The following is a 14,846-nucleotide window of genomic DNA, read 5'->3' as shown; positions in this document are numbered from 1 at the left end:
CCCCGAAGGCAATCCCAAGCGCTGCGCCGCTTCGGCTCAGACCGGTGTCGCCCCATCGGTGAACTGCAACCGCGCCAGACGGGCGTAAAGCCCCCCCTGCGCCACCAGCTCCTCATGGGTGCCGATGGCGACGATGTGGCCGGCCTCCATCACCACGATGCGATCGGCCTTTTTCACCGTAGCCAGACGGTGGGCAACGATCAGGGTGGTGCGGCTCTGGCTCAGTTCGTCAACCGCCAGCTGCACCGCCCGCTCGCTTTCCGCGTCGAGCGCGCTGGTCGCCTCGTCCAGAAGCAGGACGGGCGCATCGCGCAGGATGGCCCGGGCGATGGCGATACGCTGCTTCTGCCCGCCCGACAGCATCACGCCACGTTCGCCGACATAGCTGTCATAGCCTTGCGGCAGCGCGGCGATGAACTCATGCGCCGCGGCGGCCATGGCGGCTGCCTCGACCTCGGCATCGGTCGCCTCGGGCCGGCCAAAGCGGATGTTCTCACGCGCGGAGTCGGCGAAAATCACCGGGTCCTGCGGCACCAGCGCCACGGCGCGACGGAAATCGTCGCGCGCCATGTCGCGCAGGTCGATGCCGTCCAGCGTCACCCGGCCCTGATCGGGATCGTAGAAGCGCAGCGCCAACTGGATGATCGTGGTCTTGCCGGCACCCGAGGGGCCGACGAAGGCCACCGTCTCGCCCGGGCGGATATGCAAGGAGATATCGGACAGCGCCGCGGTCTCGGGTCGCGCCGGATAGCGGAAGGTGACCCCTTCGAAGGCGATCTCGCCCCGCGCCGGCTGCGGCAGAGTGCGCGGCGTTGCCGGGTCCTGTACCTTGTCCTCGGCATTCAGCAATTCGACCAGCCGCTCGGTGGCGCCGGCGGCGCGCTGCAGCTCGCTCCAGATTTCCGACAGGGCCGCGACCGACCCGGCCACCAGCACCGCGTAGATGACGAATTGCACCAGCATCCCGTCCGACATCATGCCGGCCCGCACATCGCGTGCGCCGATCCACAGCACGCCGACGATACCGGTGAACACCAGAAAGATCACGATCACCGTCAACAGCGCCCGGGTCACGATCCGGCGCTGCGACACCTGATAAGAGGTCTCGGTCATCTCTCCGAAACGGGCACGACTGGCGGCTTCGTTGGTAAAGGCCTGAACCGTCTGCACCGCGCCCAGCGCCTCGGAGGCATTGCCGGAAGAGGCCGCGATCCAGTCCTGGTTTTCTCGGCTGACCTTGCGCAGGCGGCGGCCCAGCACCAGGATCGGCACCACCACCGCCGGCACGATCAACAGCACCAGCCCGGTCAGCTTGGCCGAGGTCAACAGCATCAGCACCATGCCACCGAGGAACAGCAGCATATTCCTGAGTGCGATCGAGACCGAGGAGCCCAGCACAGACTGGATCAGCGTGGTATCGGTGGTGATCCGGCTCAGTACCTCCCCGGTCATGATCTGCTCGAAGAACTCCGGGCTCATGCCGATCACCCGGTCAAAGACCGCCTTACGCAGATCGGCCACCACCCGCTCTCCCAGCTTGGTCACCAACGCATAGCGCAACCCGGTGCCCAGCGCCAACAGTCCGGCAATGCCCAGCGCGGCAAGGAAATATTGATCCAAAAGCTGGGTCTGCCCGTCGCGGAAACTGTCGACCACCCGACGCACCGCCAGTGGCAGGATCAGGGAAACCGTCGAGGTGAAGACCAGCGCCAGCAATGCCGCCACGATCAGCCCCAGATAGGGCCGCATATAGGGCCAGAGCGCTCCGAGCACCCCGATCTGGCGCGACCTGGCGCGATCGGCTTCGGCTCCGGGTGCGGCGAGGGTCTGAGCGGAACGGCGGGCCATGGCGGCTCCTTATCTGGCTGAACTGCGGGAGAACCGGACATTGCCGCCCCCGGGCCGTTTCATGGCCGCGCCCGGCAGGCGGGTCAAGCGCACAGTTGCCCCGCCGTCAATGGCTGCCGGTTCGATGCTGGCTACCTTCTGGCGCAAGAAGGCTGCTCCCAATACCAGATCATGAGCATCCACGGGCACCACCCAGGCGCAGACATCCGAGGTCCATTCGAAGAGCGTGCAACGTGGGAAACTCGCACGCAACGCAACGAGCGCGCTGGAGGGAATGGAATGGTGGAAATGTCCCACGCACCACTCCACATGGGACACAATCGCATATAAGCGACTGATTTTAATTGTAAATTGCAGGATAATTGGAGCGGGTAGACGGAATCGAACCGACATAGCCTGCTTGGAAGGCAGGGGCTTTACCATTAAGCTATACCCGCTCTGGGCCAGTGTTGACTAGGGCATGGCGCGCAGGCCGTCAAGCAAGAAGCTGCTCCATAATGTCCGCGCCCGGGTTCGGACATGGCCTCTGCCCGGGCCACATGAGGACAACACATAGAAATAGGGGAAAGCCCCCCGAAGCGCCAGCGCATCCTTCGGGCGCGACCGGCAAGCCCCGGAGACCCCGCGCCGGCAGGACCGGCCGCGCCCTACTCGCCGCCCAGCAGGGCCGAGATGCGATGACCGCAGGCGCGCACCGCCGCGCGCACGTCGTCGGGGATCGGGCCGCTATCCTCGGTCCCCCTGGTGGCGTTGATTGCCGCGATCACCCGGCCCGACATGTCATGCACCGGCGCCGCGACCGAGGCGATACCGGCCTCGAAACTGCCGATCTGCTCGACCGTCGTGGCACCGCGGTCACGCTCCCATTGGGCGCGGATATCGGCAAGGCCCCGCCCCGGCCCGGCAACCCGATCGCGGTAAAGCGCGATCAGCGTCTGTTCGTCCACATCCCCCAGCAGCACCCGCCCCATGGTGGTGACCGCCGCCGGCAAGCGGCTGCCGACATGAACGATGCTGCCCATTCCCAGCCGGCTGGGGCAACGCAGCATGTACAGCACCCGGTCGCCGTCCCGCACGCCAAGGTGGGTCGACCAGTCGGTTTCGTCCCTGAGCCGTTCGATCTCGGGCAGGGCCAGTTCCACCAGCTCGCGCGTCGCCATATAGCCATAGCCGAGCCGCAGCACCGCCGGCCCCAGGCTATAGGCCTTGCTGCGCGGCTCCTGCAGCAGAAACCCCATCTGCGCCAGCGTATAGGCGGTACGGAAAGCGGCTGAGCGGCTGAGTCCAAGTTCGCGCGCCAGATCCGCCAGCGTCATCTCCTGCCGGTCGGGCGAAAAGGCAGCCAGCGCGCGCAGCCCACGCACCAGGCCGGGCACGATATAGCGATCCTCCAGCAGCGGATCGGGAGTGTCGGGCGACTCGGGGAGTGTTTTGTCCATAAAACGCTATATATCTGGCAAAACACTTTCTTGATAGACCCGAATCCAAAGACAGCAAAGCGCGACAGAGGAAGAGGACACCACCATGAACGTGCAGACCCCGACCACCACCCTGGCCGATGACCTGAAGGCCCATACCGGCCGCTTCACCGACAAGGTGTTCGACTGGAATGCCTTCCCCTCCAACGCCGGGTTCGAGGAACTGGCCCGCGCGCAGATGCGCTATATCGGCGCCGGCGGTTCGCCCAAGGTCGGCGACACCTCGACCATGAAGCCCGATCACTTCACCCTGTCGCTGATCTACAAGGAACCGGGCCATTACGCCGCCTGCCACAGCCATGAGATCGAGGAGAGCTTCCTGATCATCGACGGCGCGCTGATCGTCGGCTGGGAAAAGGACGGGGAAGTGGTCGAAGTGAACCTCGGCCCGAAGGACATGATCCTGAACGTGCGCGAAATCGGCCATGGCTTCCGCGTCGACGGGGTGGAGCCGGTGATGATGTCGATCTCGGTCGATGTCGGCAAGCCGCTGCCGCCGGTCTATCACTATCACCCGAAGGAACACCCGACCGAGCTGGCCCGCACCTTCGGCGCCCAGCCCGGCAAGACGATGAAGTTCGACCGCAACGGCAGCCACCCGCTGCAACAGCTGATGTCGAAATATGTGGTGCGCCATCACGAACAGCCGACCCTCTGGGAAGACGCCGGTTTCACCCGCAAGGTCTATGTCGGCGAAGGCGGGATCGAGAACGACACCTGCCGCAAGGAAATGTGGGGCGTGCCCAGCCGTGTCGGCGTGAAGCCCTTCGTGCGGCCGGTCGAGGATGCGCTGATGGTGCTGGAAGGCGCGCTGATCGTGGGCTGGGAAGAGAATGGTGAGATCGTGGAAACCGAACTGGGCCCGCGCGATCTGGTCAAGACGCCTGCCGGGCGCAAGCACTGGTTCCGCAATGTCTCCGCCGCCCCGGCGACAGTGTGGTCGGTAATTGGCCAATCGGGCGAGGATGGCGTGAAATACGAAGCCGCCTGAAGCGTTACAAAGTGTGAGTAATGAGTGACTGGGGCGCCTGCAAGGGCGCCCTTTTTTCTCTTTTTTGTTGCACGGGCATGCCCCGGTGTCAAAGGGTCGCGCCCGGCCCGGGGGTGGGCGCGACCCGGGGCTGAGGCCCTGGAAAGAGGCCTTCGTTTTCGTTCACGCCGCCGGTGCGGGGTCCCCCAGCGGTGCGGTCCAGGCATGATAGCCATAGACCCAATCTGCATTGCCGCCCTGTTTCATCCAGTCATTGGCCAGCGACCCGCGCTGAATCGCGGCGGTGCGGTCGCGGCGGCTGTCCTCATAGGCCGTCAGCGCAGCGGGCACATCGCCGGCGCCGGCGTCCAGCGCCCGGGCCAGCACGATCGCATCCTCGATCGCCATGCAGGCGCCCTGCGCCATGAAGGGCACCATCGGATGCGCCGCATCGCCCAGCAGAGTCACCCGCGCCCTGGACCATTGCGGCATCGGCTCGCGGATATGCAGCGCCGATTGCATCACCTCGCCGCAGGCCGCCAGCAGCGCCCGCGCCTCGGGATGGAAATCGGCATAGGCCGCGCGCAGTTCCTCGATATCGCCGGGCAGGGTCCAACCCTCTTCGCCCCAACCGTCCTGGCCGGTAGTGGCGAAGACGAAGATCTCCTCGCCCCGGGTCAGCGGGAAGGTCACGATCTGGCGCGTCGCCTCGGGCCCCCACCACTTGGTGAAACTGTCGAGGTTCGACACCCCCTCCAGCGCGGCGCGCGGCACCACCGCCCGCCAGGACACGAGGCCGGAGAATTTCGGTGCATCCGGCCCGAACAGCGCGGTGCGGATCACCGAATGGATGCCATCGGCGCCGATCACCACATCGGCCTCGACCCGGGTGCCGTCCTCGAGGATCAGCACGGCGCCCTCGGCCCCCTGCTCCACCCCGGCGACACCGGCGCCGAAATGCATGGTCCCGGGCGCCAGCGCCTCTTGCAGTGCTCCCAGCAGATCGGCGCGATGAATGGCAAGCTGCGGCGCGCCGTATTTCTCCTCCGCCGCGGCCGACATCGGCAGACGAGAGGTTTCGCGGCCATCGTCCCACATCCGGCTGATGCGGAATTCCGACCGGGCGCCGGTGGCGCGCAAGGCATCGCCCAGCCCCAGCCCATCCAGCGCATGCACTGCATTCGGCGTCAGGTTCACGTCGGCACCGATGCGGCCAAAAGCGCCCGCCTTCTCATAGATCGCCACCTCGTGCCCCTTCGCCTGCAAGGCCAGAGCGGCGGTCATGCCACCAACACCACCACCGGCAACCGCGATTCTCAGTTTCGCCATCTTCAACCTCCCTCAGGTGCGATGCAGTCAATTCGTTCATTATTTAACGATGTGTTCTTATGCGAATTGTTGGGGGTGCCCAGACAATTGTCAATGCGATCTGTCCGCAGATGGCAGCGACCCGAAATTTTCTTGACTCAAAGGGAGCGTTTGCTTCACTCTTATTTTTGAACAGACTGTTTATATTTGAACAGATCGCTGCAGCATGGAGGTTTAGACACATGGACGCATTCAAGGACAGGCTGTCGGAACGGGCCCGCGACACCAGCCGCCCCGACCTGGCGCATCAATGCCAGGGCCGCCCGCTGACCGAGACCGAAATGGCCTTCGCCGAGGCGCTGATGGACATCTATGCCACCGGCATCCATGACTACCCCGCCGTTGCCGCCGCCCTGGCCGAGCGCGCCCTGCCCGCCCCGATGTCGGGCCGCACCGACTGGACCGAAGCGCTGCTGGCCGAGGAGCTGACCGCCATCAACGCCGATCTGGACGCTGCCTATGAGGCCAACGGCTATGGCGCTTGAGTTTCGCTCGGTCACCAAGACCTTCGCCACCACTTCCGGCGGAGAGATGACCGCCGTCTCGGACGTCAGCTTCCGTGTGGACAAGGGTGAATTCGTCTCGGTGGTCGGCCCCTCGGGCTGCGGCAAGTCGACCATCCTGTCGATGACCGCCGGCCTGTATCAACCCACCCGGGGCGAGGTTCTGGTCAGCGAGCAGCCAGTGAACGGGCCCAATGCCCATGTCGGCTTCATGCTGCAAAAGGATCTGCTGTTGCCCTGGCGCAGCATCATCTCGAACATCGAATTCGGGCTTGAGTCCCGCGGCGTCTCCAAGGCCGACCGCCGCGCCCGCGCGATGCAAGAGCTGAAGGCCTGCCATCTGGCCGGGTTCGAGAACCACTATCCCTATCAGCTTTCGGGCGGCATGAGGCAACGCGCAGCGCTGGCCCGCACCCTGGCGATCGACCCCGAGATCATCCTGCTGGACGAACCCTTCTCGGCGCTCGATGCGCAGACCAAGCTGCTGCTGCAGAACGCCTTCGCCAAGACGATTTCCGAGGCCGGAAAGACCACGCTGCTGATCACCCACGATCTGGCCGAGGCGGTGTTGATGTCCGACCGCATCCTGGTGCTGAGCGAGCGCCCCGGCACCGTCATCGCCGAAATCAAGGTTGACCTGCCGCATCGTGACGAACCGATCAAGCGCCGGATCCTGCCGGAGGTGAGCGAATATGCCGCCCAGCTCTTCAAATACCTGAAGCTCGAAGAAAAAGCGGCCTGACATAGGCCAGATACAGGGAGTTCCACAGTCATGAAACGCACCATCCTGAAGACCATCGCCGCCGCCGCGGTCGCCATTTCGGCTACGGCAGCAATGGCAACCGAGAAAGTCACCTATCTGTTCCCCGCGCCCGACTTCCTGCCCGCCTTCGCGCCGTTCCAGCTGGCCAAGGGCAAGGGCTATTTCTCCGACGCCGGTCTCGATGTGACCTTCCAGGTCGGCAAGGGCGGCGCCGATGTGGCAACGCAGGTGGCTGTCGGCAATGCCGATCTGGGCGGTGGCATCGGTGACACGCCGATCATCGTGCGCGCCAACGGGCTGGACATCCGCGGCGTGGCGCTGCTGGGCGGGCGCGGCCTGACCCAACTGGCCTGGCGCAAGGACAGCGGCATCACCGGTCCGGCCGATCTCAAGGGCAAGTCGATCGGCGTTCTCGCCTTCCAGGACACCACCTATTACAACCTGCTGGGCGCTCTGGCCTCGGTCGAGCTGAGCAAGAACGACGTCGATATCCAGGCGGTCGGCCCGGGCGGCATCATCCAGCTGACCATCGCCGGCAAGCTCGATGGCTTCTCCGGCGTGCCGGAATGGATCGCCGCCGTGCAGGGTGCCGGGGTCGAGCTGGATCAACAGCCGATCGACACGATCTTCCCGGCCATGGCGCAGGCGATCATCGCCTCGGACAAGACCATCGAGGAACGCCCCGAAGTGGTGCGCGGCATCGTCCAGGGCGTGCTGAAGGCGATCAAGGACATCGAGGCCGACCCGGCCCAGGCCGCCAAGGATTACGTTTCCTTCGTCCCGCAGCATTCCGGCAAGGAAGCCCAGATCGAAAGCATCATGCGCGCCTATACCACGCTGGTCTATCCGGAGGCCGAAAACCAACCGCTGGGCTCTTTCGATCCGGCCCGGATCGCCGCCGTGCAAAAGTTCTATGTCGATGCCGGCCTGGTGAGCACCGCCGTCCCGGTGGATGAGCTTTACACCAACGACTTCGTGAAATGACCGACGCAACCGCATCCACGACCGGGGCAACAGCCCCGGTTTCCCTTCAGAGACAAGTCAAAGCCCGGAGATCCCCCATGGTCCGCAGCAGAAGCACCACACTCGCAAGCCTCGGGCTGCTGGCCCTCGTGCTGCTGGCCTGGCAATATCTGCCGCCGGCGTTGGACGTGCCGAAATACATCATCCCGACGCTGACCGACTGCCTGGTCGAGATGAAGCGCATGTGGCTTTACGAAAAGCTGATGTCGAACACGCTGTCGACTGCGCTCTATACCGTCCTGGGCTTTGCCGTCGGCAGCCTGCTGGGCGCCATCCTGGGCTATCTGCTGGGCATGTCGGTCTTCTGGGAAAAGGTGCTGTCGCCCTATATCCTGGCGCTGCAAATTGCACCGAAGGTCGCCTTCGCGCCGCTTTTCATCATGTGGTTCGGCTATAACGCCATGCCCAAGATGCTGGTGACGGTGCTGATCGTCTTCTTCCCCGTCCTGGTCAACGTACTGCAGGCGATGCGCACCGTCGATCGCGATCTGATCAATCTGGCTCGGGCCTATAACCTCAGCCGTCTCGGCATCTTCTGGAAGATCGAGATGCCCTCGACCCTGCCCAACCTGATGGCCGGCCTGCGCATTGCCTCCACCCTCGCGGTGATCGGCATCACCGTGGGCGAGCTGATCGGCGGCAACACCGGGCTCGGCTATCTGATTTCCTACGGCGGCGGTCAGGCCAATGCCGCGATGGTGTTCAACGCCATCATCCTGCTCACCGTGATCGGGTTCCTGCTCTACACCGTGCTCCAGCACATCGAAGAGCGCGTCCTGCACTATCTGCCCAAGGCGCAGCACTAAGCCGCCACACAGCTATTCGAACGATATCCCAAGGGAGAAAGCCATGACTGCCATCGACAAGAAAGCCTTGATCGAGAAACGGGTGAACGAAGGCCTGCGCGGCCAGTGGTATCCGGTCTGCAAATCGGTCGAGGTGAAGACCGCACACCCCTATGGCACCAAATTGCTGGGCGAAAAGATCGTCCTGTGGCGCGACGGCGCCGGCAAACTGCGCTGTCTTGAGGATTTCTGTCCCCACCGCGGCGCGCCCCTGAGCTATGGCGAGGTCCACGAGGGCAATATCGCCTGCCGGTATCATGGCGTTGTCGTCGACGGCGACGGTGTGGTGGTCCGGGTGCCGGCGATGCCCGAATGCGCCCTGGAAGGCCGCAAGGCGCTAAAATCCTATGAGGTTACCGAAGCCTATGACGCGGTCTTCGTCTATGTTCCCTCCGTCGATCAGCCCGAAGCGCCCGAGCTGAAGCTGCCTGCGGTGATGACGGATCACGAGAACTGGGCCGGGTTCCTCTGCACCTCGGTTTGGGAATCGAATTATCGCTATGCGCTCGACAACCTCGCCGACCCGATGCACGGCTGCTACCTGCATGCCGAAAGCTTCACCCTGGCCTATGGGTCGAAGCAGGATCTGATGCAGCTCGACAAGACCGACAATGGCTTTCGCATCGAACGCGTCGGCCAGACCGGCGAGAACTTCGACTGGACCGAATTCGAGGTCTATCCGGGCGATATGTTCTGTTTCCTCGAAATCCCCTATCCGCCGGCCGCCGGCCCGGGCGGCGTGTTCCGCATCATCGGTTTCGTCACGCCGATGGACGAACAGACCACCAAGGTGTTCTTCTGGCGCATGCGCGAAGTGAAGGGGCTGGCCCGCGACAGCTGGCGCTTTCTCTATCGCGCCAAGATGGAAAAGACCCATTGGGACGTGCTGGAGCAGGACCGCGTCATGCTGGAAGGCATGCCCGACGACGCCCGCAAGCGCGAGATGCTCTATCAGCACGACCTGGGGGTCACCCGCCTGCGCCAGATCCTGACCCGCGCCGCCAAGGCGCAGATCGAGGCCGAGCTGAAGCAGCAAAGCGTCGCGGCGGAATGAGCATGCTGAAGGATCGTAACATCCTGCTGACCGGGGCGGCCCGGGGCCTGGGGGCGGAAATCGCCCGCAGCCTCGCCGCCCATGGCGCCCGGCTGATCGTCGCCGATATCGCCGAGGATGAGGGCCGCGCCACCGCCCTCGAGGTGGGGGCGGAGTTCCTGCCCGTCAACCTAGGCGATCCGGCCTCGATCGCGGCGCTTGGCGCGGCGGCCTCGGACAAGACCGGCGGCACGCTGCACGGTCTGGTCAACAACGGGGCCATCGCCACCGGCATCGGCGGCATTCCCTTCGACCAGATCGAGATCGACAGCTGGGATCTGGTGCATCGCGTCAACGTGCGCGGCACCTGGCTGATGACCCGCGCCTGTGCGCCGATGCTGCGCGCCTCGGGCTCGGGCCGGGTGGTCAACGTCGCCTCGGACACGGCACTTTGGGGCGCGCCGAACCTGCTGTCCTATACCGCCAGCAAGGGCGCCGTGATGGCGATGACCCGATCGCTGTCGCGTGAACTGGGCCCCGACCGCATCGGCATCACCGCCGTGGCACCGGGGATCCTGACCACCCCTTCGACCGATTATGTCCCCGAGGCGCGCCACCGGCTTTATTCCGAAGGCCGCGCGATTCCCGGACCTCAGGCACCGGGCGAAATCACCGATGTGATCGCCTTCCTGCTGAGCGAAGGGGCGCTGACGCTGACCGGCCAGACCCTGCCGGTCAACAACGGTTTCGTGTTCAAATGACCGGCTGGAGCGAGCATAAGGCAGCTGGCATCAGCTATCTCGAACGGGCTGGCACCGGGCCGGTGCTGGTGCTGCTGCACGGCATCGGATCGCGCGCGGCCTCGTTCACGCCGCTGCTGGCCTATCTGCCCGCCGAGTATCGGGTGATCGCCTGGAACGCGCCAGGCTATGGCAACAGCGATCCGCTGGATCAGGACTGGCCGGTGGCCGCGGATTATGCCCGCGCGCTCGCCCGTTTCCTGGATCAGGTGGTGCCCGAGGGTCAGGTCATGCTGCTGGGCCATTCGCTGGGCGCGCTGATGGCGGCGAGTTTCGCCGCCGCTCGCCGCGACCGGGTGTCCCGGCTGGTCTTCGCTTCTCCGGCGCTCGGCCACGGCATGGCGCGGGGCGGCACGCTCAGCGCAGCGGCGCAATCGCGGATCGACGATCTGGAGCGTCAGGGGGCCGAGGCCTTTGCCACCGCCCGCGCCGCGCGTCTGGTGTTCGCCCCCGAGGCCAACCCCGAGACCGTCGCCCTGGTCCGTTCCGCCATGTCGCAGGTGAAACTGCCGGGCTATGCCCAGGCAGCACGGATGCTGGCCTCTGGCCGGCTCCTTGACGATGCCGAACGGCTATCGGTGCCCACCGACGTGATCGTCGGCGCCGAAGATCGGGTGACCCCGCCCGAGGGCGCCGAACGTGCCCATGCCGCCCTGCCCCGCGCGATGCGCGGCCGCCTCACCCTGCTGCCCGAGGCCGGGCACGCGATCTATCAACAGGCCCCGGCCCGGTTCGCCGCCGCGCTGGAGCTGTCACCCGTCCCCGCCGCCCTTTGAGGGCCCGGACCCGGAGGATATGACCATGACCGAGACCATACGAGTGGGCGGCCTGCGCGGCATCATGATGCGCGGCCCGAACCTCACCCCGACCCTTGGCTTCTACGAGGACATGTGGGGGCTGAAGCTGTCCCACAAGGACGACGGCTGCGTCTATCTGCGTGGCACCAGCGCCGAGCCCTTCCTCTATGGGCTGAAGGACGATCCGACCTATGGGATCGAATACATCCATTTCTCGATGCCCGACCGCGCCACGATGGATGCGCTTTACGATCAGGTCATCGCCAAGGGCGCGCCGGTCAGCGGCAAACCGGCGGAGTTCGACGATTGGATGGGCGGCTATGGGTTCGAGGTGCTCGACCCCGACAACCGCCGCCTGCGGTTCCGCACCGATGCCCTGACGCTTGAGGCAGAGCCCGAATGGGCCAAGCCGCGCAAGGTCAGCCATGTGGTGCTGAACACACCCGACATGGAAGGCCTGGAACAGTGGTATTCCGAGGTTCTGGGCTTCCGCGTCTCGGATTACTCGGCCGACCAGATGGTGTTCCTGCGCTGCTCCACCGATCACCACGCCATCGCGCTGGTGCGCGCCTTCTATCCCAGCGTCAACCACGTGGCCTTCGAACTGCCCTCTCTGGATGAATACATGCGCTCGATCGGGCGGATGCGGCAGAAGGGCCATGTACCCACCTGGGGGCCGGGCCGTCACGGGCCCGGGAACAACCCCTTCGCCTATTTCGTCTCGCCCTCGGGCTTCGTGATCGAATTCACCTCCGAGGTGCAGCAGATCGACGAGGTCACCCATGAGGCGCAGGTCTGGCCGCGCGACGATCCAGAAAAGATGGACCAGTGGATGACCGCCGGCCCGCCCACCCCCGCGCAGCGCGCGGTGATGCAGGGGCGCCCCGATCCGGGTTTCCCCGAAATGCGCAAGACCAAGACGGAGGCGGCGGAATGAACTTCGGTTATGACAATTCCGTCGCCGTGGTGACCGGCGGCTCCTCGGGCATCGGGCTGGCGACGGTCCGGGTGCTGCTGGAATCCGGCGCCCGCGTCGCGCTCTGCGCCCGTAACGAATCCCGGCTCGAGGACGTGGCCGAGGTGCTGCGCCGCGACTTCGGTGCCAACCGGGTGCTCGCCCGGGCGCTCTCCGTACTTGACGAAGAGGCGGTCAACGGCTTCGCCGCCGAGGTGCACGAGACCTTCGGGCGCTGCGATCTTCTGGTGAACAACGCGGGCCAGGGCCGTCAGTCGACCTTCGAGAACACCTCGAACCAGGACTGGCGCGACGAATACGAGCTGAAGATCTTCAGCCAGGTGCTGCCGATCCGCGCCTTCCTGCCGATGCTGCGCGAGGCCAAGGGCGCCATCGTCGCGGTGAACTCGCTGCTGGCCTACCAACCGGAAAGCCATATGGTCTGCACCTCCTCGGCCCGCGCCGGGGTGCAGAACATGCTGAAATCCCTCAGTCTGGAGCTGGCGCCCGATGTGCGCGTCAATTCGGTGCTGATGGGCCTGATCGGATCGGGGCAATGGACCCGCCGCTTTGCCGCCCGTGAAGACCAGAGCGTCAGCCGTGAGCAATGGTATCGCGATCTGGCCGAACGCAAGGGCATTCCGATGAAGCGTCTGGGCGACGCCGAAGAGGCCGCCAATGCCATCGCCTTCCTCGGGTCGCGCGCGGCCAGCTATATCACCGGTGCCCAGCTCGACGTGTCGGGCGGCCTGAACCGGCACATCTAAGGGACACAGAAGAGACGTGAGCATGAAACACGAAAACATACAGCAGGCCGCCACCGTCGGCGACTTCATCGCTCAGGCCCTGGCCGATGTCGGCGTGACGACGATCTTCGGCGTTATCTCGATCCACAACATGCCGATCCTCGACGCCGTGGCGCGTCAGGGCCGGATCCGCTTCGTCCCAGCGCGGGGCGAGGCCGGCGCCATGAACATGGCCGATGCCTTCGCCCGCGCCTCGGGCAGACTCGGGGTCTGCCTGACCTCGACCGGGACGGCGGCCGGCAACGCTGCCGGCGCCCAGGCCGAGGCGCTGACCGCCGGCAGCCGGGTGCTGCATCTGACCAGCCAGGTCGACACCAACTACGCCGACCGCGACCGTGCACCGATCCACGACGTGCCGAAACAGGCCGAGATGCTGCGCGGCGTGTCGAAATCCGTCTTCCGCATCTGGGACGCCAACGGCGCGCTCGGCACCCTGAGCGCGGCGATCTCTGCCGCCCTCTCCGCCCCCTCGGGTCCGGTCAGCCTTGAGGTGCCGGTCGATGTGCAGCGCAGCCCGGTGACCAGCACCGCGCGCATCCACGCCCCGGTGATCCAGCGCCCGATCGCGCCCGACAGTGTCATCGACGAGATCGCCGAGCATCTGAAAGCCGCCAAACGGCCGCTGATCTGGCTGGGCGGCGGCGCCCGCAACGCGGTGGCTGAGGCGACCGAACTGATGCGCCGCGGTGTCGGCGTCGTTAGTTCGACCAACGGCCGCGGCGTGGTCTCGGAGGAAGAGGCCGCCACGCTCGGCGCCTTCAACATGGGACCGGATGCGGCGGAGCTGTATCAGACCTGCGATCTGATGCTGGTCGTCGGCTCCCGCCTGCGCGGTAACGAGACGCGCAACAACCAGATGCCGCTGCCCCGGCCGTTGTTGCAAATCGACGCCGACGCGGGGCAAGGCGGGCGCAACTATCCGGTCGATGTCTTCGCCCATGGCGATGCCGCCGACACGCTGCGCCGTCTGCTCGATCGTCTGCCCGAGAAGCTGGACACCGACCCGCAGCTGACCTTCGACATCGCCCGTGCGCGCGCCACCGCCGAGGGCCGGCTGCGCGATCAACTTGGCGCCTATCGCGTCATCGCCGATGCGATCAGTGCCAAGGTGGGCGAAAGCAATCACGTCTGGGTCCGCGATGTGACCATCTCGAACTCGACCTTCGGCAACCGCTATGTCCGGCTATCGGAGCCGACCCAGGGCGTTCACGCGCTTGGCGGCGGCATCGGTCAGGGCGTGGCGATGGGCGTCGGTGCGGCGCTGGCCTGCGAGGGGCGCAAGGCGATCACCCTCATTGGCGACGGCGGCACCATGCTGGGCCTGGCCGAGATGATCACCGCCGTCGAAGAACGCGCGCCGCTGGTCTATGTGTTGATGAACGATCAGGCCTATGGGGTGATCCAGAACATCCAGGACGCGCAATACGACAGCCGCCGGCATTATTCGCAGCTGCATGTCCCGGATTTCAAGGCCTTCTGCGGCTCGATCAACATGCCGCATGTGCGGGTGGACGACGTGGCCGATTTCGAAGCCACGCTCGAAGCCGCCATCGCCGCCGAGGGCCCGCGCCTGATCGAGGTCGACATGTGCGCCATCGGCCCCTTCGCCCAAAGCTTCGCCGGCCCGCCCGCCGGTGCCGCCGGCAAGGCGGAGTAA

At 65.6% G+C, this 14,846-nt stretch carries 14 protein-coding genes and 1 tRNA gene; 11 read left to right on the top strand and 4 right to left on the bottom strand.

All coding sequences use genetic code 11. The annotated features are described in order from the left end of the window. Positions 1-36 precede the first annotated feature (36 nt). The 3 genes from G455_RS0109930 to G455_RS23745 form a co-directional block, all read right to left on the bottom strand. On the bottom strand, positions 37-1,848 hold the full coding sequence (locus G455_RS0109930; protein WP_028093568.1) for an ABC transporter transmembrane domain-containing protein: 1,812 nt from the start codon (positions 1,846-1,848) through the stop codon (positions 37-39). Between the two features lie 363 nt (positions 1,849-2,211). Then, positions 2,212-2,285, bottom strand: a tRNA-Gly gene (locus tag G455_RS0109925). A 210-nt stretch (positions 2,286-2,495) separates the two neighbouring features. Next, positions 2,496-3,287, bottom strand: coding sequence for an IclR family transcriptional regulator (locus tag G455_RS23745; protein WP_051312341.1), 792 nt, complete (start codon positions 3,285-3,287; stop codon positions 2,496-2,498). Positions 3,288-3,372: 85 nt separating this feature from the next. Between G455_RS23745 and G455_RS0109915 the strand changes: the two genes are divergently transcribed. Then, on the top strand, positions 3,373-4,317 hold the full coding sequence (locus tag G455_RS0109915) for a cupin domain-containing protein (RefSeq protein ID WP_028093567.1): 945 nt from the start codon (positions 3,373-3,375) through the stop codon (positions 4,315-4,317). 162 nt (positions 4,318-4,479) lie between these two features. Here G455_RS0109915 and G455_RS0109910 read toward each other — a convergent pair whose 3' ends face one another. Further along, complete coding sequence (locus tag G455_RS0109910; RefSeq protein ID WP_028093566.1) at positions 4,480-5,625, bottom strand: FAD-dependent monooxygenase; 1,146 nt, start codon at positions 5,623-5,625, stop codon at positions 4,480-4,482. A gap of 221 nt (positions 5,626-5,846) precedes the next feature. Here G455_RS0109910 and G455_RS0109905 point away from each other — a divergent pair, with 221 nt between their 5' ends. The 10 genes from G455_RS0109905 (at position 5,847) to G455_RS0109860 (ending at position 14,846) form a co-directional block, all read left to right on the top strand. Further along, positions 5,847-6,149, top strand: a complete 303-nt coding sequence (locus G455_RS0109905; protein ID WP_028093565.1) for a recombinase-like helix-turn-helix domain-containing protein — start codon at positions 5,847-5,849, stop codon at positions 6,147-6,149. Then, on the top strand, positions 6,139-6,909 hold the full coding sequence (locus tag G455_RS0109900) for an ABC transporter ATP-binding protein (protein WP_028093564.1): 771 nt from the start codon (positions 6,139-6,141) through the stop codon (positions 6,907-6,909). Before G455_RS0109905 ends, G455_RS0109900 begins: the two co-directional genes overlap by 11 nt. A gap of 30 nt (positions 6,910-6,939) precedes the next feature. After that, entirely contained in the window at positions 6,940-7,914 is a 975-nt protein-coding gene (locus tag G455_RS0109895; protein WP_028093563.1) for an ABC transporter substrate-binding protein, read from the top strand. Positions 7,915-7,991: 77 nt separating this feature from the next. Then, entirely contained in the window at positions 7,992-8,759 is a 768-nt protein-coding gene (locus G455_RS0109890; RefSeq protein ID WP_028093562.1) for an ABC transporter permease, read from the top strand. A 43-nt stretch (positions 8,760-8,802) separates the two neighbouring features. Then, a complete protein-coding gene (locus G455_RS0109885) occupies positions 8,803-9,852 on the top strand; it encodes an aromatic ring-hydroxylating oxygenase subunit alpha (protein ID WP_028093561.1) in 1,050 nt (349 codons plus the stop codon). Continuing rightward, positions 9,849-10,592, top strand: a complete 744-nt coding sequence (locus G455_RS0109880; protein ID WP_205620466.1) for an SDR family oxidoreductase — start codon at positions 9,849-9,851, stop codon at positions 10,590-10,592. Before G455_RS0109885 ends, G455_RS0109880 begins: the two co-directional genes overlap by 4 nt. Continuing rightward, the gene (locus G455_RS0109875; RefSeq protein ID WP_028093559.1) at positions 10,589-11,407 is read left to right on the top strand and encodes an alpha/beta fold hydrolase; all 819 of its coding nucleotides are present in this window, start codon (positions 10,589-10,591) and stop codon (positions 11,405-11,407) included. Before G455_RS0109880 ends, G455_RS0109875 begins: the two co-directional genes overlap by 4 nt. Positions 11,408-11,432: 25 nt before the next feature. After that, entirely contained in the window at positions 11,433-12,365 is a 933-nt protein-coding gene (locus G455_RS0109870) for a VOC family protein (RefSeq protein ID WP_028093558.1), read from the top strand. Further along, positions 12,362-13,150, top strand: a complete 789-nt coding sequence (locus G455_RS0109865) for an SDR family oxidoreductase (RefSeq protein ID WP_028093557.1) — start codon at positions 12,362-12,364, stop codon at positions 13,148-13,150. Before G455_RS0109870 ends, G455_RS0109865 begins: the two co-directional genes overlap by 4 nt. A 22-nt stretch (positions 13,151-13,172) precedes the next feature. Then, positions 13,173-14,846 (top strand): thiamine pyrophosphate-binding protein, encoded by a 1,674-nt coding sequence (locus tag G455_RS0109860; RefSeq protein WP_028093556.1) that lies wholly within the window; start codon positions 13,173-13,175, stop codon positions 14,844-14,846.

This window comes from Pseudodonghicola xiamenensis DSM 18339, from assembly GCF_000429365.1.
Classification (GTDB): domain Bacteria; phylum Pseudomonadota; class Alphaproteobacteria; order Rhodobacterales; family Rhodobacteraceae; genus Pseudodonghicola; species Pseudodonghicola xiamenensis.
The sequence above is the reverse complement of the archived record's forward strand: the minus strand, read 5'-3'. Positions and strand labels throughout refer to the sequence as shown.